Below are 23,958 nucleotides of genomic sequence, written 5' to 3' on the forward strand. Positions count from 1 at the left end.
TTACGCCAGACGCGGGTTAACTTTTTCTGCATCGATGTTGAATTTGGTGATTGCGTCTGCAACCACTTTCTTATCGATTTCGCCACGTTTAGCCAGTTCGCCCAGTGCTGCTACTACCACATAAGAAGCATCAACTTCGAAGTGGTGACGCAGGTTTTCGCGGCTGTCAGAACGACCGAAGCCGTCAGTACCCAGAACGCGATAATCATCAGCTGGAACGTAAGTACGAACCTGCTCAGCGAACAGTTTCATATAGTCAGTAGAAGCTACCGCTGGAGCGTCGTTCATCACCTGAGCGATGTACGGAACGCGCGGCGTTTCCAGTGGGTGCAGCATGTTCCAGCGCTCACAATCCTGGCCATCACGCGCCAGTTCGGTGAAGGAGGTTACGCTGTACACGTCAGAACCGACGCCGTAGTCGTTCGCCAGGATCTGTGCTGCTTCACGGACGTGACGCAGGATAGAACCGGAGCCCAGCAGCTGAACTTTACCTTTGCTACCTGCAACGGTTTCGAGTTTGTAGATACCTTTACGGATACCTTCCTCGGCACCTGCTGGCATCGCCGGCATGTGGTAGTTTTCGTTCAGCGTGGTGATGTAGTAGTAAATGTTCTCTTGCGCTTCACCGTACATACGGGTCAGACCGTCATGCATGATGACAGCGACTTCGTACGCGTAAGACGGGTCGTAAGAGATACAGTTAGGGATAGTCAGAGACTGAATGTGGCTGTGGCCATCTTCGTGCTGCAGACCTTCACCGTTCAGGGTCGTACGACCGGAAGTACCACCTACCAGGAAGCCGCGAGCCTGTTGGTCGCCAGCCTGCCAGCACAGGTCACCGATACGCTGGAAACCGAACATGGAGTAGTAGATGTAGAACGGGATCATCGGCAGGTTGTTGGTGCTGTAGGAGGTCGCAGCAGCCAGCCAGGATGCGCCGGCACCCAGTTCGTTAATACCTTCCTGCAGGATCTGACCTTTCTCGTCTTCTTTATAGTATGCAACCTGCTCGCGGTCCTGCGGGGTGTACTGCTGACCGTTCGGGCTGTAGATACCGATCTGACGGAACAGACCTTCCATACCGAAGGTACGCGCTTCGTCAGCGATGATTGGAACCAGACGATCTTTGATCGACTTGTTCTTCAGCATCACGTTCAGGGCACGCACGAAGGCGATAGTGGTGGAGATCTCTTTGTTCTGCTCTTCCAGCAGCTGAGAGAAGTCTTCCAGCGCTGGCAGTTCCAGTTTCTCGGTGAAGTTCACCTGACGGGACGGCAGGTAGCCGTTCAGTTTCTGACGCTGAGCGTGCAGATAGGTGTGCTCTTCAGAGCCTTCCGGGAAGGTGATGTAAGAGAGGTTTTCAACCTGCTCGTCGGTCACTGGAACGTTGAAACGGTCGCGGATATAACGCACGCCGTCCATGTTCATTTTCTTAACCTGGTGCGCGATGTTTTTACCTTCGGCAGTGTCACCCATGCCATACCCTTTAATGGTATGAGCCAGGATTACGGTTGCTTTGCCTTTGGTTTCCTGCGCTTTTTTCAGTGCAGCGTAGACTTTCTTCGGATCGTGACCACCACGGTTCAGGGCCCAGATCTGCTCGTCAGTCCAGTCTGCAACCAGCGCTGCGGTCTCAGGGTATTTACCGAAGAAGTGCTCACGTACGTAGGCACCGTCTTTGGATTTGAAGGTCTGGTAGTCGCCGTCAACAGTTTCCTGCATCAGCTGCATCAGCTTACCGCTGGTGTCTTTACGCAGCAGCTCATCCCAACGACCGCCCCACATGACTTTAATCACGTTCCAGCCAGCACCTGCGAAGATGCCTTCCAGTTCGTTGATGATCTTGCCGTTACCGGTTACCGGACCATCCAGACGCTGCAGGTTACAGTTGATGATGAAGCACAGGTTGTCCAGCTTCTCACGGGTCGCGATGGTGATCGCACCTTTAGATTCTGGCTCATCCATCTCGCCGTCGCCCAGGAAGGCGTAAACGGTCTGCTGGGAGGTGTCTTTCAGACCACGGTGTTCCAGATATTTCAGGAACTTAGCCTGATAGATCGCACCAATTGGACCCAGACCCATGGAAACGGTTGGGAACTGCCAGAATTCTGGCATCAGTTTCGGGTGCGGATAAGAGGACAGGCCTTTACCGTGAACTTCCTGACGGAAGTTGTTCATCTGCTCTTCAGTCAGACGACCTTCCAGGAACGCACGTGCGTACACGCCCGGAGAGATGTGGCCCTGGAAGTACACCAGGTCGCCGCCGTCTTTCTCGGTGCGCGCGCGGAAGAAGTGGTTGAAGCACACTTCATAAACGGTTGCAGAAGACTGGAAGGAAGCCATGTGGCCACCCAGCTCCAGATCTTTTTTGGACGCACGCAGAACGGTCATGATGGCGTTCCAGCGAATTGCAGAACGGATGCGGCGTTCCAGATCCAGATTGCCCGGGTATTCCGGTTCGTCTTCGACGGCAATCGTGTTTACGTAGTTGTTAGCCCCTGCACCTGCAGCGACTTTCACGCCACCTTTGCGGGCTTCAGAAAGCATCTGTTCAATCAGATACTGAGCGCGCTCAACACCTTCTTCACGGATGACCGATTCGATCGCCTGTTGCCAGTCGCGAGTTTCGATCGGATCCACGTCATTTTGGAGACGTTCTGACATGGGGGTATTCCTTATCTATCTAATACGTTGATTTGTCTGGAACCTGTCCCATTGTATTCTTGGGCAAGAACACAATAAGACAGGTTCTGCGTTTAGTTGCCGCGCTCTAAAAAAACTGGCGCTTAATCCTTTCGTTGCTGTATGCGACGCAGTGAACGTTCTCGACGACTCTGTTCACGGCTGCGGTCCAGCAAGATTTCCTCAATGAAAGCCAGGTGACGGTGCGACGCTTCACGCGCCTGCTCCGGCTCCCCGGCCATTATCGCCTCGAATACTCGGGTGCGATGGTTGCTGACCAGCGGGAGCATCTCCCGACGGGCATACAACAATTCAAAATTCTGACGAACGTTCTGGGCAAGCATTGGCTCCATGCAGCGTAGCAGATGGAGGAGCACCACGTTGTGGGCTGCTTCTGTGACGGCAATTTGATACTGGACGACGGCGTCGGACTCGGCGTCGAGATCGCCGGACTGTTGGGCCCGTTCAATGGCCTGATGGAGTTCGCGAATGCGTTCACGATCTTCATCGTTGCTGCGCAGCGCCGCGTAGTAAGCCGCGATGCCTTCAAGCGCGTGACGGGTCTCAAGCAGATCGAACTGGGATTCTGGGTGGTCGGAGAGCAGCTCCACTAACGGGTCGCTGAAACTCTGCCACAGGCTGTTTTGCACAAAGGTTCCGCCACCCTGGCGACGAAGCAGCAGGCCCTTGGCTTCGAGACGTTGGATCGCCTCACGCAACGAGGGACGGGAAACGTCGAACTGTTTAGCCAGTTCGCGTTCAGGTGGCAGTTTTTCACCGGGGCGCAGGGTCCCTTCAAGGATCAAAAACTCCAGCTGCTGTTCAATCACATCGGATAATTTTGGTTGGCGAATTTTGCTGTAGGCCATATTCCCTGTCTTACGCCTTTTTGCCCGGAGTCAATTGGTCTTACCAATTTCATATTCGTATCGCTAAAGTAACAAAGTATTCACCTTCTGTCCATATTGGTTTTGACCGAAATCAGTAAACCCTGCTTATTTTAACAACCTTACAGAAATAACGTTTCAAAAATGTAACTCTGCACAAATGAATTGATTACCCCCAAAGGGGCAGTTTTAACTTTAATGAAACGGGGAAAAGTGCGATCTGAACCGATTTAGCGGAGCAAAAAATGAAAAACCGCCCACTTCTGGCGCATTTTTATTCTATAGGTTGATAAAGGGACTTAAACGGGACGATTTACAAATGCTTTCTTTTTATTCGAACTCGCTTTCTCCTCGCACAAAGCAGGTGCATTCGCCGTCGCTTAACACTATTCTTGCCAATACGGAAGACACATCCGGTTATTTCAGCCAATTGAACCGTAAACTAATAAATACATGAAATGGAATTTCATAATTACACACGCCAGAGCGTGAACATAACAACCACACACGAGGTTTCATAATGGATGGTCAACAGCATGGCGATCAGCTGAAGCGCGGCCTTAAAAACCGCCATATTCAGCTTATCGCTCTCGGTGGCGCTATCGGTACCGGCCTGTTCCTGGGCAGCGCATCGGTTATTCAGTCTGCCGGTCCGGGTATTATTCTGGGTTACGCCATTGCCGGTTTTATCGCTTTTCTTATTATGCGTCAGCTGGGTGAAATGGTGGTCGAAGAGCCGGTCGCCGGTTCCTTTAGCCATTTTGCCTATAAATACTGGGGCAGCTTTGCCGGGTTCGCTTCCGGCTGGAACTACTGGGTGCTGTATGTGCTGGTAGCGATGGCGGAACTGACCGCGGTCGGTAAATACGTCCAGTTCTGGTGGCCTGAGATCCCGACCTGGGCCTCCGCGGCGGTCTTCTTCGTGGTGATCAACGCCATTAACCTCACCAACGTGAAAGTGTTCGGTGAAATGGAGTTCTGGTTCGCCATTATCAAAGTTATCGCGGTTGTGGCGATGATCCTGTTCGGCGGCTGGCTGCTGTTTAGCGGCAACGGCGGCCCGCAGGCAAGCGTGAGCAACCTCTGGGATCAGGGCGGCTTCCTGCCGCACGGCATGACCGGTCTGGTGATGATGATGGCGATCATTATGTTCTCCTTCGGTGGTCTGGAGCTGGTGGGTATCACCGCCGCTGAAGCAGACAACCCGGAACAGAGCATCCCGAAAGCGACCAACCAGGTTATCTACCGTATCCTGATCTTCTATGTGGGCTCGCTGGCCGTGCTGCTCTCCCTGCTGCCGTGGACCCGCGTCACCGCTGACACCAGCCCGTTTGTCCTGATCTTCCACGAGCTGGGCGACACCTTCGTGGCCAACGCTCTGAACGTAGTGGTACTGACTGCGGCCCTGTCGGTCTATAACAGCTGCGTCTACTGCAACAGCCGCATGCTGTTCGGCCTGGCTCAGCAGGGCAACGCTCCGAAAGCGCTGCTCAATGTGGATAAGCGCGGCGTGCCGGTGAACACTATTATCGTTTCGGCCATCGTTACCGCCCTGTGCGTGCTGATCAACTACCTGGCACCGGAATCCGCCTTCGGTCTGCTGATGGCGCTGGTGGTCTCCGCGCTGGTGATCAACTGGGCGATGATCAGCCTGGCGCACATCAAGTTCCGTCGTGCGAAACAGCAGCAGGGCGTGAAAACGCGCTTCCCTGCCCTGCTCTACCCGCTGGGTAACTGGGTATGCCTGATCTTTATGGCAGCGGTACTGGTGATTATGCTGATGACGCCGGGCATGGCGATTTCGGTCTACCTGATCCCGGTCTGGATTGTCATCCTCGGCATCGGCTATATGTTTAAAGAAAAAAATGCCAAAGCCGTAAAAGCGCATTAATGCTCTTCCCCTCTGCGCCCCCGCGGGCGCAGAGGGTTGTTACCTTCCTCACACTTTCCCGTCTACAGCAATTTTATCCATATCCCCGACGTTATACTGCAACGCATATTTTGCTTTGGCAGCGAATAATTCTCTCCATACCGTAACTCGGAGAGTCGTCGATGGATAACAATAAACTGTCAGTAAAAGAAAAGATCGGCTATGGAATGGGTGATGCCGGATGTAACATCATCTTTGGCGCCATCATGCTGTTTGTAAACTATTTTTATACAGATATTTTCGGCCTGGCCCCGGCACTGGTGGGCGTATTGCTGCTCTCCGTGCGCGTCATCGATGCTGTCACCGATCCGATTATGGGCGCTATCGCCGATCGTACCCGCAGTAAGTATGGGCGATTTCGTCCATGGCTTTTATGGATCGCCTTCCCCTATGCGCTGTTCAGCATCCTGATGTTCACCACCCCGGACTGGACTTACAACAGCAAAGTTATCTATGCCTTTGTCACCTACTTCCTGCTCTCTCTGACCTATACGGCTATCAATATTCCTTACTGCTCGCTGGGTGGGGTAATCACTAACGATCCTAAAGAGCGCGTGGCCTGTCAGTCCTATCGTTTCGTGATGGTCGGTATCGCCACGCTGCTGCTGTCCCTGACGCTGCTGCCGATGGCCGACTGGTTCGGCGGCGAGGACAAAGCTAAAGGTTACCAGATGGCCATGACCGTGCTGGCGCTGATTGGCACCTGCATGTTCCTGTTCAGCTTCTCTACCGTGCGCGAGCGCGTGCGTCCGGCTGTGCAAACCAATGACGAGCTGAAAAACGATCTGAAAGACGTGTGGAAGAACGACCAGTGGGTACGCATTCTGCTGCTGACCCTGTGTAACGTCTGCCCGGGCTTTATCCGCATGGCGGCAACCATGTATTACGTCACCTGGGTGATGGGTCAGAGCACCCATTTCGCTACCTTGTTTATCAGCCTGGGCGTGGTGGGCATGATGCTCGGTAGCGTGCTGGCAAAAGTGTTGACCGACCGCTGGTGTAAGCTGAAGGTCTTCTTCTGGACCAACATCGTGCTGGCGATTTTCTCCAGCGCCTTCTACTTCTTCGACCCGAAAGCCACCGTCACCATTGTGGTGCTCTACTTCCTGCTGAACATCCTGCACCAGATCCCGTCTCCACTGCACTGGTCGCTGATGGCCGACGTGGACGACTACGGCGAATGGAAAACCGGTAAACGTATCACCGGGATCAGCTTCTCCGGCAACATCTTCTTCCTCAAGCTGGGGCTGGCGATTGCCGGGGCAATGGTGGGCTTCCTGCTCTCCTGGTACGGTTATGACGCGGGTGCCAAAGCGCAAAGCGCGGACGCCATCAACGGCATCGTGCTGCTCTTTACCGTCATTCCTGGCGTCGGCTACCTCATTACCGCCGGCGTGGTCCGCCTGCTGAAGGTCGATCGCGAAACCATGAAGCAGATTCAGTCCGATCTTGAAAAACGCCGGAACAACTATCGCGAGCTGAACGATTTTCAGGAACTCAAAGCCGCTGAGACCAAATAAGGAAAGCCGAATGCAAACCTGGCCAAACCCGTTTATTGAACAACGCGCCGACCCGTACATTCTTCATCATCAGGGGCAATACTATTTTATTGCCTCGGTGCCGGAATACGACCGGCTGGCGATCCGCCGCGCCGACTCGCTGGAAGGGCTGCGCAGCGCCGCTGAGGTGGTGGTCTGGCGCAAGCCGGACACCGGCCCGATGAGTCAGCTGATCTGGGCCCCGGAGCTGCACAATATTGACGGCAAGTGGTACATCTACTTTGCCGCTACGCACACCCAGGCGCTGGATAAGCTTGGGATGTTCCAGCACCGCATGTTTGCCCTGGAGTGTGCCGACAGCGACCCGCTCACCGGCACCTGGGTTGAGAAAGGGCAGATCAATACGCCGTTCGACACCTTTGCGCTGGATGCGACCACCTTTATGCACCAGGGTAAACGCTGGTATCTCTGGGCGCAAAAAGCCCCGGATATTGCCGGTAACTCGAACCTGTACCTGTGCGAAATGGAGAACCCGTGGACGCTTAAAGGCGAACCGGTGATGCTCAGCAAGCCGGAATATGACTGGGAGTGCCGCGGGTTCTGGGTCAACGAAGGCCCGGCGGTACTGTTCCACGGTGAGCGGTTGTTTATCAGCTACTCCGCCAGCGCCACGGATGAAAACTACTGTATGGGACTGCTGTGGATCGATCTGAATGCCGACCCGCAGAACCCGGCGAACTGGCATAAATCACCGCAGCCGGTGTTCACCACCAGCTACGAAAATCGTCAGTACGGGCCGGGGCACAACAGTTTTACCCAAACGCCGGACGGCGAAGACGTGCTGATTTACCATGCGCGTAACTATACCGAAATCGAGGGCGACCCGCTCTACGATCCGAACCGCCACACCCGCCTGAAGCGGGTACGCTGGAATGAAAACGGGATGCCTGATTTTGGCATCCCGTCAGCAGATACAGTCTAAGACCTGCGGCACGCGGGTTTAGATCAGCGTGCCGTAAATCGTCAGCAGCGCCACAATCACCACCACCGCGAAAGAGGTTTTCTTGGCCATTGAAACCGCCGCTTTCGGCGTTTCGATCTTATCGGTGTGCGGCTCACGCGCCAGCGAGAACTGCGCCAGACGCGTTAACACCAGGTACTGCGAAGTATGGCGATCCCCCAGCGAGGCGAACCATGCTGGCAGGGCTTTCTCGCCATGTCCGATCAGGGCGTAAACCACCCCAAACAGCCGCACCGGCAGCCAGTCCAGCACGTGCAGAATAGCGTCGATCCCGGACTGCAAACGTTCGTGCGGCGTCAGGTAGCGCGCCAGCCAGCTCTGCCAGGCGCGTAAAAACGCGTAGCCCATCAGCAGGACCGGGCCCCACGCCCCGCCCACCACAAACCAGAACAGCGGCGCCAGATAGAAGCGGAAGTTAATCCACAGCAGCGCATTCTGCAGCTCGCGTAAAAATTCACGTTCGTCGCACTCCGGCGGAACACCGTGGATCAAGGTCAGCTCGCTGGCCATCGCCCCGCGGGCATGGGCATCATTATTGGTTGCCGCCTTCAGATAGGCATGGTAGTGCAGACGCACCTTGCCCGCGCCAATGCAGAGGACGCCGAGCAGGATCCACACCACCAGCAGCGGCACATTGAAGAAGAGGCCATACAGCGAACGCAGCAGCAGGAACACCACAAGCATCACCCCCGCCGTCATCAGCAGGGTACGGAGCATGGAAAAATGGCGGATGCGACGAAACAGCACTTCCATCCGGTGATCCAGATGCCAGTGCTCGCCCAGCTTGAACAAACGCTCAGCAATTATCACCAGCAGCATGGTAAATAACGTCATGTCATCTCCTTATCTGACAGGGCGGTAAGCAGTGTGTTGAATCGTTGCCAGTCAAACGCCGGGCCTGGGTCGGTCTTGCGCTGCGGGGCAATATCGCTGTGTCCGGTCACGTTGCGGGCAATAGCCGGGTAGAGGCTAATAAGAGTGCGCGTCACCGCGGCCAGCTGCTGATACTGCGCATCGGTGTAAGGCAGCGTATCCGTCCCTTCCAGCTCGATGCCGATAGAGAAGTCATTGCAGCGTTCACGCCCCTGATATTGCGAAACGCCCGCATGCCAGGCTCGTTTATCGAAAGGAACATACTGGACGATTTCACCGTCACGGCGAATCAGACAATGGGCAGAAACGCGCAGGTGGGCGATCTCCGCAAAAAAGGGGTGAGCATCGGGATCGATTGTCCCGGTGAATAGCGCGTCAATCCACGGACCGCCAAATTCGCCTGGCGGCAGGCTGATGTTATGCACCACCAGCAGCGACGGGATCTCGTCCTCCGGGCGGCAATCGTGGTGTGGCGAAGGAACACGCCGTGCATCTGCCAGCCAGCCATGTTCTAACTGCATGCAGGATCTCCTTATATATGGTGCTGATTCCCGGTTCAGAGTAGCATGTTTCAATCTTATGATTCGTTACCAATTTGGAGTTTTAACATGCCGCCTCGCCGCTACAACCCCGACCACAGACGTAACGTACTGCTGGAACGTATAAATCTCGATATTCCGGCAAGCGTCGCCAATGCGCTGCGTGAAGATCTGGGTGGAGACGTCAATGCTGACAACGACATTACCGCTCAGCTGCTGGCGGAAGATGCCCGTTCTCATGCGGTCGTGATCACCCGTGAGGACGGTGTTTTCTGTGGTAAACGTTGGGTGGAAGAGGTCTTTACCCAGCTGGCCGGTGACGGCGTGAAGGTGACGTGGCATGTTGAAGATGGCGACAGCATCAAAGCTAACCAGCCGTTGTTTGAACTTGAGGGCTCTTCGCGCGTCCTGCTGACCGGTGAGCGCACCGCACTGAACTTTGTCCAGACGCTCTCCGGCGTTGCCAGCGAAGCACGCCGCTATGTCGACCTGCTGGAAGGGACCAATACCCAGCTGCTGGATACGCGCAAAACGCTGCCCGGCCTGCGTACCGCCCTGAAATATGCCGTGCTGTGCGGCGGCGGTGCCAACCACCGTCTGGGGTTATCCGATGCGTTCCTGATCAAAGAGAACCATATTATTGCCTCCGGCTCCGTTCGCCAGGCGGTGGAAAAAGCCTTCTGGCTGCATCCGGATGTGCCGGTGGAAGTGGAAGTGGAAAACCTGCAGGAGCTGGACGATGCGCTGAAAGCCGGTGCCGACATCATCATGCTGGATAACTTCAAAACTGAAGAGATGCGCGAAGCGGTGAAACGCACTAATGGCCAGGCCCGTCTCGAGGTCTCCGGCAACGTGACGCACGAAACCTTACGCGAATTTGCCGAAACCGGCGTCGATTTCATCTCCGTTGGTGCCCTGACCAAACACATTCGCGCTCTCGACCTGTCGATGCGCTTTCGCTAAGTGACAGAAAGCCCGGTCTGCACAGGCCGGGCAAGCCCGATTTCCGACCCGCCCCGCAAACCTTCTGCATTGTTCTGCAACGCCCACACATCTCGCTGAATCACGCTTCACGAAACGATTTTTGCCCCTCGCCCCCGGCCTGACCCGCTGCCACAGTAGCGAACGTCAACATAAGGAGCGACCCATGGAAAGACAAAAAGGATTTACCCTCATCGAGTTAATGGTGGTCATCGGCATCGTGGCCATTCTCAGTGCAATTGGCATTCCGGCTTACCAGAACTACCTGCGAAAAGCCGCCCTCACCGATATGCTGCAAACCTTTATGCCCTACCGTACCGCAGTGGAACTCTGCGCCCTCGATCATGGCGGGACCGAGAGCTGCGATGCGGGTGTTAACGGTATTCCCTCCCCGGCGACCAGCCGCTATGTCTCCGGGATGAGCGTTGCCAAAGGCGCGGTCACCCTGACCGGGCAGGAGAGCCTCAACGGTCTCGAGGTAGTGATGACCCCGCTGTGGGATAATCGCAACGGCATCACCGGCTGGAAGCGTCTCTGCACCGTGGCTGAAGACAGCGCGCTGAAGCAGGCCTGCGAAGACGTCTTCCGCTTTACGGCTGAGCAGGAGAGCGAGCAATGAATGCCGATCGCTTAACGGCCCTTTGTCGGCGTCACAACGCCCTGCTGCTGACCTGCGCCCCGGACAGGATCAATATTGCGGTAGTCGGCAACCCGCCGCCCGAACTGCTGGAGGCGTTACGTTTCGCCACGCAGAAAAGAATTGATATCGAATGCTGGACCGCCGAGCGCATGGAAAAGCACCAGCAAACCACGTCAGAGGCGCACCTGCCGGCGGTCTCCAGCTCGACGCGTTCGGCCATCGACATTCTCAACCACACCCTGACCCAGGCGCTGAGCCAGCGGGCATCGGATATTCACATCGAGCCCGCTGACGAAAGCTGGCAGATCCGGTTACGTATTGACGGCGTGCTCTACCCGCAGCAGCCGCTTTCGACCGAACTCGGCACCAGCCTTATCGCCAGGCTGAAAGTGCTGGGCAATCTCGATATCGCCGAGCGTCGCTTACCCCAGGACGGGCAATTCACCGTGGAGCTTTCAGGCTCCCCGGTCTCGTTTCGTATTGCCACGCTCCCCTGTCGCAGCGGCGAAAAGATCGTCCTGCGGCTTTTGCAGCAGGAGCAACAGGCGCTGCGGCTCGAACAGCTGGGGATGAGCGAAACCCAGCTGCAGCTGTTCGTCAGCGCACTCAATAAATCCCAGGGGCTGATTCTGGTCACCGGCCCCACCGGCAGCGGCAAAACCGTCACCCTCTACAGCGCGCTGCAGGCCAGGAACACACCCGAAGTGAACATCTGCAGCGTGGAAGATCCGGTCGAGATCCCGCTGGACGGGCTGAATCAGACCCCCATTAATCCCCGGGCGGGGTTAACCTTCCAGAGCGTACTGCGGGCGTTTTTACGCCAGGATCCCGACATCATCATGGTGGGGGAAATACGCGATGGCGAAACGGCGGAGATCGCCATCAACGCCGCGCAGACCGGCCATCTGGTGCTGTCGACGCTGCATACCAACTCCACCGCGGAGACGCTGGTGCGCCTGCAGCAGATGGGCGTGGCGCGCTGGATGATCTCCTCGGCGCTGTCACTGGTGATAGCCCAGCGGCTGGTGCGCCGATTGTGTCCACACTGCCGTACCGAGGTGCGGCGGGACGCGCCCTTACCCCAGGCACTATGGCCTCGCCCTTTGCCGCACTGGCAGCCCGTAGGCTGTGACCGCTGCTATCACGGCTTTTATGGCCGGGTGGCAATTTTCGAGGTAATGGTGATCACCCGTGAACTGCGCTCAGCTATTGCCAGCGGAGCGCCGGTCGAGGAGATCGAAAAACTGGCCAGACAGTCAGGCATGGTCACGCTGTTCGAGCATGGCTGCATGGCGGTCGAGCAAGGCTACACCACGCTCGGGGAGCTGGTACAGATGCTGGGCGAATCGGATGGCCGGTAATCAACTCTGGCGCTGGCGGGCCCTCAGCCAGCAGGGGGAGCAACAGGCAGGCGCGCTCTGGGCCCCTGACAAACAGGCGGCATGGAACGTTCTGTTGGGTCGGGATCTTTATCCTCTTGAGCTCAAACGAAGCCTGCAGCAGACGCGCTGGCAGGCGCAGCATCGCTACGAGACGATCCACCAGCTGGCGACGCTGCTGCAGGCGGGCTTAACGCTCTCGGCTGGTCTGGCACTTCTGGCCCAGCAGCACCCGGCCCGGCAGTGGCAGGCGCTGCTGCAGAGCATCGCTGACGATCTCAGCGCCGGATGCGCCTTCTCCGACGCCCTGAAAAAGTGGCCGCATGTCTTCCCTCCCCTCTATATTTCGATGATGAAAACCGGGGAGCTGACCGGCAAGCTCGATGAATGTTGTCGTCAACTGGCTCGGCAGCAAAAAACGCAGCAACACCTCAGCGCTAAGGTGAAGAAGGCGCTGCGTTATCCGGTGATTATCCTCGCCCTGGCCGTCGCCGTGGTGCTGGGGATGGTGACTCTGGTACTGCCGGAGTTTGCCGCCATCTACAAAACCTTCAACACGCCCTTACCGGGCCTGACCCGGGCGGTGATGGCGCTGGCGACCGCGCTTCAGGATCGGGGTGCCGGGCTGATGCTCAGTCTGCTGGCGGCAGCGTCCGGCCTGATGTTCGCTCATCGCAACCGACGATGGCAATCCGCCACGCAGCGTCTGCTGCTGAAAAGTCCGGTGGTTGGCCCGCTGGTGCGCGGGCAAAAGCTCAGCCAGATATTTACCGTTCTGTCGCTCACGCAGCAGGCAGGCATCGCCTTTATCCAGGGGCTGGAAAGTACCGAAGAGACGCTGACATGCCCCTTCTGGCAGGAGAAATTACAGGCGATACGCCAGCGCATCATGCAGGGTGCGCCTATCTGGTCTGCCCTGAATGAAGCGGCGATCTTTACGCCACTCTGCATTCAGCTCGTGCGCACCGGCGAAGCGTCGGGGGCACTGGATACGATGTTGAGTAATCTGGCGCAGCATCATAATGAACAGACCTTTCAGCAAGCCGATAATCTGGCCTCGCTGCTGGAGCCGCTGCTGATGATTGTGACGGGATTAATTATTGGCACGCTGGTGGTTGCGATGTATCTGCCGATTTTCCATCTGGGGGATGCGATGAGTTCGGGATAACGCTGGCGCGGGACGCGCCAGCGAGCAAGCATTACAGGCTGTTGAAAACGCGGTTTTCCTGTTCCTGAACGCGGATAAAGGTGGTGCGCTTGGTCAGCTCTTTCAGACGGGATGCGCCCACGTAGGTGCATGCAGAGCGCAGGCCACCCAGGATATCACGCGCGGTGTTCTCAACCGGGCCGCGCAGTGGCAGCTTGACGGTTTTACCTTCTGCCGCACGATACTGAGCAACGCCGCCCACGTGACGATTCATCGCCGATTCAGAACTCATGCCGTAGAACAGCATGAATTTTTCACCGTTTTCATCAACCACGGTACCGCCGCTCTCTTCGTGACCTGCCAGCATTCCGCCCAGCATCACGAAGTCTGCGCCGCCACCAAAGGCTTTCGCCACGTCACCCGGCGTGGTGCAACCGCCGTCGCTGATGATCTGGCCGCCGAGGCCGTGAGCGGCGTCAGCACACTCGATCACCGCCGAGAGCTGCGGATAGCCAACACCGGTTTTCACGCGGGTGGTGCAGACTGAACCTGGGCCAATGCCCACTTTCACGATATCTGCCCCGGACAGGATCAGCTCTTCACACATTTCGCCAGTAACCACGTTACCCGCAATAATGGTTTTGGTCGGCCAGGCCTGGCGCGCTTTGCTGACGAACTGCACGAAATGCTCGGAGTAACCATTCGCGACATCAATACAGATGAAGTTCAGGTTCGGGTTAGCAATCAGGATCTGTTTCGTTTTTTCGAAATCGGCGTCGGAGGTACCGGTGGAAACCATCACGTGCTTGAGAATGGTTTCAGATACGGAACCAGCAAAAGCATTCCACTCTTCAACGCTGTAGTGCTTGTGCACGGCGGTCAGAATGTCGAAGGAAGCCAGTGCTTTTGCCATCGCAAAAGTCCCAACCGTATCCATATTGGCGGCGATGACAGGTACGCCAGACCAGGTCTGACCGGAATGCTTAAAGGTGAATTCACGTTCGAGTTCAACGTCGGAGCGACTTTTCAGAGTAGAACGTTTAGGGCGGATAAGAACGTCTTTGAAACCTAACTTCAGATCTTCTTCGATACGCATTTGCGGATTCCTGGGGTAAATGTCGAAAAACGAAACACACAACTCCAGTGACGCTATCATACGCACTAATACCTGTTGCGCAAGACTGCGAAAATCACTTTTTTTACGCTACAATCCTATAAATTTACCTGGTAAAAAGTTCGTAAGCAGAGCTTAACCTTTGCTGTTAAAAGATTAAATCTTAAGCAATTGATATCAATAATGAATATTTCCCAGGATTTTAATTAATGGGGTACATCGTTGCATTAACGGGAGGCATTGGCAGTGGCAAAAGCACTGTGGCCGACGCCTTCTCTCGTCTGGGTGTCACGATTATTGATGCCGACATCATTGCCCGCCAGGTGGTAGAGCCCGGTACACCCGCATTACACGCTATCGCAGAACATTTCGGCCACGACATTATCGCGCCTGACGGAACCCTTAACCGCCGGTTGCTGCGCGAACGCATTTTCTCGCAGCCTGAAGAAAAAGCCTGGCTGAACGCCCTGCTGCATCCGCTGATCCAGCAGGAGACGCAAAAGCAGATATCACAGGCAACCTCCCCCTATGTCCTCTGGGTCGTCCCGCTTCTGGTGGAAAACAAGCTCCACGAAAAAGCTGACCGGGTGCTGCTGGTGGATGTGTCTGTGGCGACCCAAATTCAGCGCACCATCGCCCGCGATAATGTCGCGCGCGAACATGCCGAACAAATTCTTGCCGCGCAGGCCACACGTGAAGCACGCCTTGCCGTCGCGGATGATGTTATTGATAATAACGGCGCACCGGATGCCATCACCTCCGATGTTGCCCGCCTGCATCAGTTCTACCTGGCGCAGGCCGTTTTACAGGAAAAAATCTAATGCACACCCACGTTCTTTTTGAGCATCCCCTCAATGAAAAAATGCGTACCTGGCTGCGCATCGAGTTTTTAATCCAGCAGCTTTCAGGCCTCCTGCCGGTACACGACCACACCACGGCGCTGCATTTTTTCCGTAACGTAGGCGACCTGCTGGATGTGTTAGAGCGTGGCGAAGTCCGCACGGAATTACTGAAAGAGCTGGAGCGTCAGCAGCGTAAATTACAGGCATGGGCTGAAGTTCCGGGCGTGGATAACAGCCGTATCGACAGCCTGCGTCAGCAGCTGAAACACAACAGCACGGTGCTGATGGCTGCGCCGCGTATCGGCCAGTTTCTGCGGGAAGATCGCCTGGTGGCGCTGGTGCGTCAGCGCCTGAGCATTCCTGGCGGCTGCTGCAGTTTCGATTTGCCGACCCTGCATATCTGGCTGCATATGCCGCAGGAACAGCGTGATGCCCAGGTACAAAGCTGGCTCGGCAGCCTTGAGCCGCTGACGCAAGCGCTGTCGCTGATCCTCGATTTGATCCGCAACTCCGCACCGTTCCGCAAGCAGACCAGCCTGAACGGTTTTTATCAGGATAATGGCGAGGATGCCGATCTGCTGCGCCTGCAGCTGACCCTTGCCGATCAGCTTTACCCGCAAATTTCAGGTCACAAGAGCCGCTTTGCGATTCGTTTTATGCCGCTCGACAGTGAACATGGTCTGGTGCCGGAACGTCTCGACTTTGAGCTGGCGTGTTGTTAAGGAGTCATGATGTCTGATGTTACCACCGTGAACTGCCCCACCTGTGGGAAGCCCGTTATCTGGGGCGAGCAGAGTCCTTTCCGTCCTTTTTGCTGCAAACGTTGCCAGCTGATCGATCTCGGTGAATGGGCCGCAGAAGAGAAACGTATTCCAAGCGAAGGCGGTCTCTCCGACAGCGATGACTGGAGCGAAGACCAGCAGCCATGATATCTCAGCCTGCTGGCGCTTCGCTGAGCAGGCTTACTGGTTACCCACTAATCGGGTAATAACAGGCGCATTTGCCGGCGGGAACTTGTCGGCATCCTGTGCGCTCAGGGCAACCCAGCTTCCAGGCTGCCCCTCTTTGCCCCACGGCTCCCCTTCCCAGCTTTCCACCAACCAGAACCACAGGGTGATATGGCGATCGGGAAACGTATATTCCAGTTTATCGAACAGGGTCGCGCCAAGCGGAGTGATCCCCACCTCTTCCTGAAGCTCGCGGATCAGCGCCTGCTCTGGCGTTTCGCCAGACTCGATCTTCCCGCCGGGAAACTCCCACTTATTCGCCATATGCGCATCGGCCGCACGCTGGGTAATAAAGATGTGGTTATCGGCATTGCGAATGATCCCGACAGCGATTTGCAGTGTTTTCATTGTCCTGATTCCATAAAAAAGGCGCAGATATCTGCGCCTTTTCAGTTGGTTTAATGCTTAGCTCAGACGGCCATGGCACTGTTTGTATTTTTTACCTGAACCACATGGGCACGGATCGTTACGGCCAACCTTACGCTCACCGGCCTGCGCAGCAATCGCGGCAGCGGCGGCTTCTTCGTCGTCCTGATGGCTGAGCTGCTGCATCTGGGCCAGACGTTCAGCCTCTTCGCGACGCTGCTGCTCCATCTCTTCAACTTCTTCCGGCATGCGCACCTGCACCTTGCTCAGGGTGCTGATCACTTCGTATTTCAGGGATTCAAGCATTGAAGCAAACATGGCGAAAGATTCGCGTTTGTACTCCTGCTTCGGATCTTTTTGCGCATAGCCGCGCAGATGGATCCCCTGACGCAGGTAGTCCATCGCCGCCAGGTGCTCTTTCCACAGGGAGTCCAGCGTTTGCAGCATCACGCCTTTCTCGAAGTGACGCATCATCTCAGCGCCGACCACTTCTTCTTTACGCTGATAAACCTCAATGGCGGTGGCAAAAATACGCTCGCGCAGGGTCTCTTCGTGCAGCTCCGGCTCTTTATCCAGCCACTCCTGAATTGGCAGGTCGAGGTCGAAGTCATTTTTCAGACGCGCCTGCAGGCCTTCGATATCCCACATCTCTTCCAGAGATTGCGGAGGAATGTGGCCATCGAGAGTCGCTTTGAAGACGTCTTCGCGGATGCTGTTGATGGTTTCGCTCACATCGGAAACGTCCAGCAGTTCGTTACGCTGGGTGTAAATAGCGCGACGCTGGTCGTTGGCAACATCATCGTACTCAAGCAGCTGCTTACGAATATCGAAGTTACGGCTTTCCACTTTACGCTGGGCGTTGGCGATAGCTTTGGTCACCCACGGGTGCTCAATCGCTTCGCCCGGCTTCATGCCCAGTTTACGCATCATACCCGACACACGGTCAGAGGCGAAAATACGCATCAGGGCATCTTCCATCGACAGGTAGAAGCGGGATGAACCGGCATCACCCTGACGACCCGCACGACCACGCAGCTGGTTGTCGATACGGCGGGATTCATGACGTTCGGTACCGATGATGTGCAGACCGCCTGCGGCCAGTACGGCATCGTGACGAACCTGCCAGTCGGCTTTGATCTGCGCAATCTGTTCCGGGGTTGGGTCTTCCAGCGCGGCTACTTCTGCCTGCCAGCTACCGCCCAGCATGATGTCGGTACCACGACCCGCCATGTTGGTGGCGATGGTCACTGCTGACGGGTAACCCGCCTGGGCAACAATATCCGCTTCTTTAGCGTGGAACTTGGCGTTCAGGACGTTGTGTTTGATCCCGGCTTTGGTCAGCTCTTCGGAGACCACTTCCGATTTTTCGATGGAGATGGTACCCACCAGAACCGGCTGGCCCGCGGCGGTACGGTCGCGAATGTCTTCGATAATGGCCTGAATTTTTTCCGCTTCGGTCATGTAGACCAGGTCCGGCATATCCTTACGGATCATTGGACGGTTGGTTGGAACCACCACGGTATCCAGCTTGTAGATAGAGCTGAATTCAAAGGCTTCGGTATCCGCCGTACCGGTCATCCCCGCCAGCTTCTCGTACAGACGGAAGTAGTTCTGGAAGGTAATGGAGGCCAGAGTCTGGTTCTCGTTCTGGATATCGACGTTCTCTTTGGCTTCTACCGCCTGATGAAGACCATCGGACCAGCGGCGACCCTGCATGGTACGGCCGGTGTGTTCGTCGACGATAATGACTTCGCCATCTTTAACGATGTAGTCCACGTCACGGGTAAAGAGCACGTGCGCACGTAACGCCGCGGTCACGTGGTGCATCAGCATGATATTGCTTGGGGAGTAGAGTGACTCACCCTCATCCATAATGCCCTGCGCAACTAACAGCTCTTCGATCTGAACCAGACCACGCTCGGTCAGGTTCACCTGACGGGCTTTTTCGTCCACGGAGAAGTGGCCTTCACCCTGGAAGGTGTCGGAGTCCTCTTTTTCCTGACGGATCAGGTGTGGAATGATTTTGTCTACTTTGCGATACATCTCGGAGCTGTCTTCAGCCGGACCGGAGATGATCAGCGGGGTACGAGCTTCATCGATCAGAATGGAGTCAACCTCATCCACCAGCGCATAGTGCAGCTTACGCTGGACGCGCTCTTCCGGGCTGAAGGCCATGTTATCGCGCAGGTAGTCAAAGCCGTATTCGTTGTTGGTGCCGTAGGTAATGTCTGCGTTGTAGGCTTCACGTTTCGCCGGAGCCGGCAGGCCTGACATGTTGATCCCGACACTCATGCCGAGGAATTCGAACAGTGGACGGTTGTTTTCGGCGTCACGCTGCGCCAGATAGTCGTTGACGGTGACAACGTGCACGCCTTTACCCGACAGGGCGTTAAGGTAAGCCGGCAGGGTCGCGGTCAGGGTTTTACCTTCACCGGTACGCATCTCGGCGATGCAGCGGTCGTTCAGGACCATACCGCCCAGCAGCTGCACGTCGAAGTGACGCATGCCGAACACACGCTTACTTGCTTCACGCACAACGGCGAAGGCTTCCGGGATCAGACTCTCAACGGTTTCGCCTTTTTCGAGGCGGGCACGGAATTCTGCGGTTTTGCCTTTCAGCTCGTCATCAGAGAGTTTTTCCATCGCCGGCTCAAGGCCGTTGATGACGCTGACAGCTTTGCGCATGCGGCGCAGAGTACGATCGTTACGACTACCGAAAACTTTAGTTAGTAATTTGATTAACATAATAAATTCTCAAACGCCCCATCATGGGCAGTTAAATTAAGGTATTGAAAAGAGTTAATTTAGCTGAGGCGTTGAGGTCCGGCGCGGATGCCCTGCACCTGGCTAATCCAGGCGGAGACGGAGAAAACGGATTGAGGATAGAATGCGGTAAGAGCAACCTGACGAACGATGACCGGCGGCTCGCTCTGCTGGGTAAGCAGCGTATTGAGCGTATCCAGCAGCGCCAGGTGGTGCGCCTGAACCGGCAGGGACTCTTCAACGGCAGGCAACGCCTGCGGTGCCATGGCGAAAGAGAGATGACGAATAACGGTGCGGATAGCGTGCTGATGCCAGTAATCCACCGTGAAATTCGGTCGGCGGTTCGCTTCCAGCAGGGCAAGGTTAGTGAAATTAACCCGCGTATTCAGGTCTTGTCGGGAGGTGGCAGTCTTCGCAGGGTTAGCCGCTTCGGCATTACTGCTGAGCGCGGGCAGGCCAAAGCTTGCCGCGACCATCCCCAGAAGGAGATGCGGCCAGAAGTAACGTCTGCCAAATTGTCGCCAGCGCGTCAGAATTCCGCTCAATTGCCCCACCACAAGTAAGTAAGCCTTGAGGCTCACCGTATGATTTTTATTTTTTCGCGCCCAGATATTACCATCAATGCGGCGGCGCAGCAGCAGTAATAAGACACACCGAAGGTTAAAAATGGTGATGAAATCAGCAAACGCGCCATTGACTACGGCAATACAGAAAGGACAAAAACAAAAACGACTGGTCTTGCTGGCCGGAGAGAGTGCCAGGTCAACCAGTCGAATTTAGATAACGGAATCTGCCGTTACGCCAGAACCGTGCTCGGTGCTTTGAATGCCAGTGGCAGTTCAGCTTCGTCTTCGAAGGTCACAAACTCCCAGGCTTCCTGTTTTGCCAGAACAGCCTGCAACAGTTTGTTGTTCAGGGCATGACCGGACTTATACGCGGTAAACGCACCGATGATATTGTGACCACACATGAACAGGTCCCCAATCGCATCCAGCATTTTGTGACGAACGAATTCATCTTCAAAACGCAGGCCGTCTTCGTTCAGTACGCGATAATCGTCAACAACGATGGCACAATCGAAGCTGCCGCCCAGGCACAGGCCGCGGGACTGCAGGTATTCGATATCACGCATGAAACCGAAAGTACGCGCACGACTGATTTGACGCATAAACGCATCAGCAGAGAAGTTCATCGCATAGCGCTGGGTGCTGGAATCAATCGCCGGGTGGTTAAAGTCGATGGTGAAATCCAACGAAAAACCATTAAACGGCTTGAATTCAGCCCATTTGTCGCCATCCTGGACACGAACGGTCTCTTTGATACGCACAAATTTCTTCGCACTGTTCAGTTCTTCAATGCCGGCATCCAGCAACAGATAAACGAACGGTGCAGCGCTGCCATCCATAATCGGGATTTCTGGCGCATCGACTTCTACAACGATGTTGTCGATACCCAGACCCGCCAGGGCGGCATTCAGGTGCTCTACGGTAGAGATCCGCACGTCATGCTCGTTCACCAGGCAAGTACAGAGCATAGTATCACGCACAGATTTGGCATCAGCCGGGAAATCTACCGGTGGATTCAAGTCGGTGCGACGATAGATGACCCCGGTATTGGCCGGCGCAGGGCGCAACGTCAGTGTGACTTTCTTGCCGGTATGTAAACCGACACCAGTCGCCTGAACGATACGTTTTAATGTCCTTTGTTTGATCATCGTATAATCTCGCCAAGTTACTTATCCAACCGAGAGTGTATATCACTATCGGGCGGCCAGTTTAGCACAAAGAGCGTAAATTCCCTAATTCCAGCTAATTCTTAATCAGCTTGCTTACGCAGGAACGCAGGGATATCCAGATAATCCGGCTCTTTCTGGGTCTGTGTTGTGTTGTCATTGACCACTTTCGCGGCCGGCTTCTGCTCTTGCGTCAGCGGTGCCATGCCGTGCGGCTGATAGCGATCCATCACGGGCTGCTGAGCAGGTTTATTGGTCACCAGGGTGATCTCAGGACGCTTGTCCATGCCGATACCGGTCGCTACAACCGTTACGCGCAGTTCGTCGTTCATTTCCGGATCAAGGGAAGTACCAATTACCACGGTGGCATTGTCTGAAGCGAACGCACGAATGGTGTTACCCACGGTTTCGAACTCATCCAGACGCAGGTCGAAGCCCGCGGTGATGTTGACCAGCACGCCGCGCGCACCAGACAGATCGATATCTTCCAGCAGCGGAGAAGAGATCGCCATTTCAGCGGCTTCTTCTGCACGGTCTTCACCTTTCGCCACGCCGGAGCCCATCATCGCGTAGCCCATTTCGGACATCACGGTGCGCACGTCAGCAAAGTCGACGTTCATCAGACCCGGGCGGGTGATCAGCTCTGCGATACCCTGTACTGCGCCTTTGAGAACATCGTTCGCAGCGCCAAAGGCGTCCAGCAGAGAGATGCCACGGCCCAGCACTTTCAGCAGTTTGTCGTTCGGGATAGTGATCAGCGAGTCCACGTGTTTGGACAGCTCGGTGATACCCTGCTCGGCAAACGCCATACGCTTCTTGCCTTCAAAGTTGAAAGGCTTAGTCACGACAGCAACCGTCAGGATACCTAAATCTTTAGCAACTTCAGCAACCACTGGCGCAGCACCGGTTCCGGTACCACCACCCATGCCCGCGGCGATAAACACCATGTCTGCACCATCAAGCGCAGCACGCAGGGCTTCACGATCTTCTTCAGCAGCATTACGGCCGACTTCCGGGTTTGCCCCAGCGCCCAGCCCTTTGGTGATGCCGCCACCGATTTGGATCGTCTGGCCAACCGCCGTCTTACGCAGTGCCTGCGCATCGGTGTTCACCGCGAAGAACTCTACACCTTCGATGCGCTCGCGCACCATATGCTCTACAGCATTACCGCCGCCGCCACCGACGCCGATGACTTTAATCACCGCGTCGTTGGTCAGTTCCATAGGTTCAAACATAGTTTCTCTCCGTTTTGTGCCTGTCGCCCGAAACCGTTAATTTTCGCCGGTCTCTTACTAAAATTAAAATTCTTTTCGCAGCCAGGTGTTGATTCGTTTGAACCACGAACCTACCGACGCGCGTTTTTCTACTTCTGCTTCACCACTGAGATGCGTTTCTTTCCCGTAATGAAGCAAGCCCACGGCCGTTGAGTAATACGGCTCCTGAGCATAATCCGTTAAACCGGTGATGTTCAGCGGTGCACCGATGCGCACCTGCGTATGGAACACCCGCTGAGCACAGGCCGCAAGACCTTCAATTTGCGCCGCGCCGCCGGTTAATACAATCCCCGCCGCAAGATGGTGTTTGACACCCTGCTGACGAAGCTGTTCCTGTAACTGCAAAATCTCTTCGTTGACCAGGTTGAGCAGCTCGGTATAACGCGGCTCAATGACCTCGGCTAACGTCTGGCGCTGCAGGCTGCGAGGTGGACGCCCACCGACGCTAGGCACTTCAACGCTCTCATCTTTGCCCACAATGGAGCCCAGTGCACAACCGTGGCGCACTTTAATCGCCTCTGCATCGCTCGGTGGCGTGCCAAAGGCGTAGGCGATATCGCTGGTCACCACGTTCCCCGCGTACGGGATAACTTTAGTGTGGCGCAGCGCACCACCGGTATAGACGGCCATGTCCATGGTACCACCACCGATATCCACCACACAGACGCCCAGTTCACGTTCGTCTTCGGTCAGCACGGAATAACTTGCCGCCAGACCGGCGAAAATCAGTTGGTCAACTTTAAGACCACAACGTTCAACGGCTTTGACAATGTTCTTCGCCATATCGTTGTGACATGTGATCAAGTGCACTTTTGCCTGCATGCGTACGCCGGAAAGCCCTACCGGATTTTTAATCCCTTCCTGGTAGTCGATCGCATACTCCTGCGGAATCACGTGCAGAACGCGATGCTCATCACGAACGCGCACAGACTTCGCAGTATGCACGACGTTTTCGACGTCTTCCTGCGAGACTTCTTCTTCTGAGATCGGCACCATGCCAATCTCGTTCTGGCAGCTGATATGCTTGCCAGAGAGCGCCAGATACACGGAGGAAATCTGGCAATCTGCCATCAGTTCGGCCTGATCGATGGCGCGCTGAACGCATTTCACCACCGACTCGAGGTCGTTTACCCCACCTTTATCCATACCACGAGACGGGCAGCTACCCACACCAATGATATTGACCATACCGTCGGGCAGAACTTCCCCTACTAAAGCGGCAACCTTCGCAGTGCCAATCTCCAGTCCTACTACCAGTTTTCTGTCCGTCGCCTTGATCATT

The 23,958-nt window shown here is 55.6% G+C and carries 21 protein-coding genes; 10 read left to right on the forward strand and 11 right to left on the reverse strand.

Annotated features, from left to right (window positions below; genetic code table 11):
• Both aceE and pdhR read right to left on the reverse strand, forming a co-directional pair.
• Positions 1 to 2,664: a pyruvate dehydrogenase (acetyl-transferring), homodimeric type gene (aceE, locus tag V7Q49_RS11680; protein ID WP_333851391.1), complete on the reverse strand. Its 2,664-nt coding sequence runs from the start codon at positions 2,662 to 2,664 to the stop codon at positions 1 to 3.
• A gap of 122 nt (positions 2,665 to 2,786) precedes the next feature.
• Positions 2,787 to 3,551 (reverse strand): pyruvate dehydrogenase complex transcriptional repressor PdhR, encoded by a 765-nt coding sequence (gene pdhR / locus V7Q49_RS11685; RefSeq protein ID WP_103947083.1) that lies wholly within the window; start codon positions 3,549 to 3,551, stop codon positions 2,787 to 2,789.
• A 538-nt stretch (positions 3,552 to 4,089) separates the two neighbouring features.
• Between pdhR and aroP the strand changes: the two genes are divergently transcribed.
• The 3 genes from aroP (at position 4,090) to V7Q49_RS11700 (ending at position 7,980) form a co-directional block, all read left to right on the forward strand.
• A complete protein-coding gene (gene aroP, locus V7Q49_RS11690) occupies positions 4,090 to 5,460 on the forward strand; it encodes an aromatic amino acid transporter AroP (RefSeq protein WP_333851395.1) in 1,371 nt (456 codons plus the stop codon).
• Positions 5,461 to 5,621: 161 nt separating this feature from the next.
• On the forward strand, positions 5,622 to 7,019 hold the full coding sequence (locus V7Q49_RS11695; protein ID WP_333851397.1) for an MFS transporter: 1,398 nt from the start codon (positions 5,622 to 5,624) through the stop codon (positions 7,017 to 7,019).
• A gap of 10 nt (positions 7,020 to 7,029) precedes the next feature.
• Complete coding sequence (locus V7Q49_RS11700) at positions 7,030 to 7,980, forward strand: glycoside hydrolase family 43 protein (RefSeq protein WP_333851399.1); 951 nt, start codon at positions 7,030 to 7,032, stop codon at positions 7,978 to 7,980.
• An 18-nt stretch (positions 7,981 to 7,998) separates the two neighbouring features.
• Here V7Q49_RS11700 and ampE read toward each other — a convergent pair whose 3' ends face one another.
• Entirely contained in the window at positions 7,999 to 8,853 is an 855-nt protein-coding gene (gene ampE, locus V7Q49_RS11705) for a beta-lactamase regulator AmpE (RefSeq protein ID WP_333851401.1), read from the reverse strand.
• Entirely contained in the window at positions 8,850 to 9,413 is a 564-nt protein-coding gene (ampD, locus tag V7Q49_RS11710; RefSeq protein ID WP_333851403.1) for a 1,6-anhydro-N-acetylmuramyl-L-alanine amidase AmpD, read from the reverse strand. Before ampD ends, ampE begins: the two co-directional genes overlap by 4 nt.
• A gap of 87 nt (positions 9,414 to 9,500) precedes the next feature.
• On the opposite strand from ampD, the gene nadC reads away from it, so the two are divergent.
• The 4 genes from nadC (at position 9,501) to hofC (ending at position 13,599) form a co-directional block, all read left to right on the forward strand.
• Positions 9,501 to 10,394: a carboxylating nicotinate-nucleotide diphosphorylase gene (gene nadC, locus V7Q49_RS11715; protein ID WP_333851405.1), complete on the forward strand. Its 894-nt coding sequence runs from the start codon at positions 9,501 to 9,503 to the stop codon at positions 10,392 to 10,394.
• Positions 10,395 to 10,578: 184 nt separating this feature from the next.
• Complete coding sequence (ppdD, locus tag V7Q49_RS11720) at positions 10,579 to 11,031, forward strand: prepilin peptidase-dependent pilin (protein ID WP_333851407.1); 453 nt, start codon at positions 10,579 to 10,581, stop codon at positions 11,029 to 11,031.
• Positions 11,028 to 12,413 carry a type II secretion system protein GspE gene (gene gspE / locus V7Q49_RS11725; RefSeq protein ID WP_333851409.1) on the forward strand — a complete coding sequence of 462 codons (1,386 nt, stop codon included), beginning with the start codon at positions 11,028 to 11,030 and terminating at the stop codon, positions 12,411 to 12,413. Before ppdD ends, gspE begins: the two co-directional genes overlap by 4 nt.
• On the forward strand, positions 12,403 to 13,599 hold the full coding sequence (gene hofC, locus V7Q49_RS11730; protein WP_333851411.1) for a protein transport protein HofC: 1,197 nt from the start codon (positions 12,403 to 12,405) through the stop codon (positions 13,597 to 13,599). The genes gspE and hofC overlap by 11 nt, the downstream gene beginning before the upstream one ends.
• A gap of 31 nt (positions 13,600 to 13,630) precedes the next feature.
• Here hofC and V7Q49_RS11735 read toward each other — a convergent pair whose 3' ends face one another.
• Positions 13,631 to 14,674, reverse strand: coding sequence for a GMP reductase (locus tag V7Q49_RS11735; protein ID WP_333851413.1), 1,044 nt, complete (start codon positions 14,672 to 14,674; stop codon positions 13,631 to 13,633).
• A gap of 227 nt (positions 14,675 to 14,901) precedes the next feature.
• Here V7Q49_RS11735 and coaE point away from each other — a divergent pair, with 227 nt between their 5' ends.
• The 3 genes from coaE to yacG are packed head-to-tail and all read left to right on the forward strand — an operon-like array spanning position 14,902 to position 16,463.
• Entirely contained in the window at positions 14,902 to 15,513 is a 612-nt protein-coding gene (gene coaE / locus V7Q49_RS11740; protein WP_333851416.1) for a dephospho-CoA kinase, read from the forward strand.
• On the forward strand, positions 15,513 to 16,256 hold the full coding sequence (zapD, locus tag V7Q49_RS11745; protein ID WP_333851417.1) for a cell division protein ZapD: 744 nt from the start codon (positions 15,513 to 15,515) through the stop codon (positions 16,254 to 16,256). Before coaE ends, zapD begins: the two co-directional genes overlap by 1 nt.
• A gap of 9 nt (positions 16,257 to 16,265) precedes the next feature.
• Positions 16,266 to 16,463: a DNA gyrase inhibitor YacG gene (gene yacG, locus V7Q49_RS11750; protein ID WP_333851419.1), complete on the forward strand. Its 198-nt coding sequence runs from the start codon at positions 16,266 to 16,268 to the stop codon at positions 16,461 to 16,463.
• A gap of 33 nt (positions 16,464 to 16,496) precedes the next feature.
• On the opposite strand, the gene mutT is transcribed toward yacG, so the two are convergent.
• The 6 genes from mutT to ftsA all read right to left on the reverse strand — a co-directional run bounded on the left by mutT (position 16,497) and on the right by ftsA (position 23,957).
• The gene (mutT, locus tag V7Q49_RS11755; RefSeq protein WP_333851421.1) at positions 16,497 to 16,889 is read right to left on the reverse strand and encodes an 8-oxo-dGTP diphosphatase MutT; all 393 of its coding nucleotides are present in this window, start codon (positions 16,887 to 16,889) and stop codon (positions 16,497 to 16,499) included.
• A gap of 57 nt (positions 16,890 to 16,946) precedes the next feature.
• Positions 16,947 to 19,652 (reverse strand): preprotein translocase subunit SecA, encoded by a 2,706-nt coding sequence (gene secA / locus V7Q49_RS11760; RefSeq protein ID WP_333851422.1) that lies wholly within the window; start codon positions 19,650 to 19,652, stop codon positions 16,947 to 16,949.
• Positions 19,653 to 19,711: 59 nt separating this feature from the next.
• Entirely contained in the window at positions 19,712 to 20,215 is a 504-nt protein-coding gene (gene secM / locus V7Q49_RS11765; RefSeq protein WP_333851424.1) for a secA translation cis-regulator SecM, read from the reverse strand.
• A 251-nt stretch (positions 20,216 to 20,466) separates the two neighbouring features.
• Complete coding sequence (lpxC, locus tag V7Q49_RS11770; RefSeq protein WP_333851426.1) at positions 20,467 to 21,384, reverse strand: UDP-3-O-acyl-N-acetylglucosamine deacetylase; 918 nt, start codon at positions 21,382 to 21,384, stop codon at positions 20,467 to 20,469.
• Positions 21,385 to 21,485: 101 nt separating this feature from the next.
• Positions 21,486 to 22,637: a cell division protein FtsZ gene (ftsZ, locus tag V7Q49_RS11775; RefSeq protein WP_142488237.1), complete on the reverse strand. Its 1,152-nt coding sequence runs from the start codon at positions 22,635 to 22,637 to the stop codon at positions 21,486 to 21,488.
• 63 nt (positions 22,638 to 22,700) lie between these two features.
• Entirely contained in the window at positions 22,701 to 23,957 is a 1,257-nt protein-coding gene (gene ftsA / locus V7Q49_RS11780; RefSeq protein WP_032616543.1) for a cell division protein FtsA, read from the reverse strand.
• Position 23,958 lies beyond the last annotated feature (1 nt).

The organism is Leclercia sp. (genome assembly GCF_036780805.1).
Classification (GTDB): domain Bacteria; phylum Pseudomonadota; class Gammaproteobacteria; order Enterobacterales; family Enterobacteriaceae; genus Enterobacter.

Excerpts from the sequence above, each read along its gene's own strand:
- lpxC (WP_333851426.1), bottom strand. The coding sequence starts at position 21,384 with ATGATCAAACAAAGGACATTAAAACGTATCGTTCAGGCGACTGGTGTC.
- coaE (WP_333851416.1), top strand. The coding sequence starts at position 14,902 with ATGGGGTACATCGTTGCATTAACGGGAGGCATTGGCAGTGGCAAAAGC.
- mutT (WP_333851421.1), bottom strand. The coding sequence starts at position 16,889 with ATGAAAACACTGCAAATCGCTGTCGGGATCATTCGCAATGCCGATAAC.
- nadC (WP_333851405.1), top strand. The coding sequence starts at position 9,501 with ATGCCGCCTCGCCGCTACAACCCCGACCACAGACGTAACGTACTGCTG.
- ampE (WP_333851401.1), bottom strand. The coding sequence starts at position 8,853 with ATGACGTTATTTACCATGCTGCTGGTGATAATTGCTGAGCGTTTGTTC.
- ftsA (WP_032616543.1), bottom strand. The coding sequence starts at position 23,957 with ATGATCAAGGCGACGGACAGAAAACTGGTAGTAGGACTGGAGATTGGC.
- pdhR (WP_103947083.1), bottom strand. The coding sequence starts at position 3,551 with ATGGCCTACAGCAAAATTCGCCAACCAAAATTATCCGATGTGATTGAA.
- V7Q49_RS11735 (WP_333851413.1), bottom strand. The coding sequence starts at position 14,674 with ATGCGTATCGAAGAAGATCTGAAGTTAGGTTTCAAAGACGTTCTTATC.
- yacG (WP_333851419.1), top strand. The coding sequence starts at position 16,266 with ATGTCTGATGTTACCACCGTGAACTGCCCCACCTGTGGGAAGCCCGTT.
- ftsZ (WP_142488237.1), bottom strand. The coding sequence starts at position 22,637 with ATGTTTGAACCTATGGAACTGACCAACGACGCGGTGATTAAAGTCATC.
- ampD (WP_333851403.1), bottom strand. The coding sequence starts at position 9,413 with ATGCAGTTAGAACATGGCTGGCTGGCAGATGCACGGCGTGTTCCTTCG.
- hofC (WP_333851411.1), top strand. The coding sequence starts at position 12,403 with ATGGCCGGTAATCAACTCTGGCGCTGGCGGGCCCTCAGCCAGCAGGGG.
- secA (WP_333851422.1), bottom strand. The coding sequence starts at position 19,652 with ATGTTAATCAAATTACTAACTAAAGTTTTCGGTAGTCGTAACGATCGT.
- aroP (WP_333851395.1), top strand. The coding sequence starts at position 4,090 with ATGGATGGTCAACAGCATGGCGATCAGCTGAAGCGCGGCCTTAAAAAC.
- ppdD (WP_333851407.1), top strand. The coding sequence starts at position 10,579 with ATGGAAAGACAAAAAGGATTTACCCTCATCGAGTTAATGGTGGTCATC.
- V7Q49_RS11700 (WP_333851399.1), top strand. The coding sequence starts at position 7,030 with ATGCAAACCTGGCCAAACCCGTTTATTGAACAACGCGCCGACCCGTAC.
- zapD (WP_333851417.1), top strand. The coding sequence starts at position 15,513 with ATGCACACCCACGTTCTTTTTGAGCATCCCCTCAATGAAAAAATGCGT.
- gspE (WP_333851409.1), top strand. The coding sequence starts at position 11,028 with ATGAATGCCGATCGCTTAACGGCCCTTTGTCGGCGTCACAACGCCCTG.
- V7Q49_RS11695 (WP_333851397.1), top strand. The coding sequence starts at position 5,622 with ATGGATAACAATAAACTGTCAGTAAAAGAAAAGATCGGCTATGGAATG.
- aceE (WP_333851391.1), bottom strand. The coding sequence starts at position 2,664 with ATGTCAGAACGTCTCCAAAATGACGTGGATCCGATCGAAACTCGCGAC.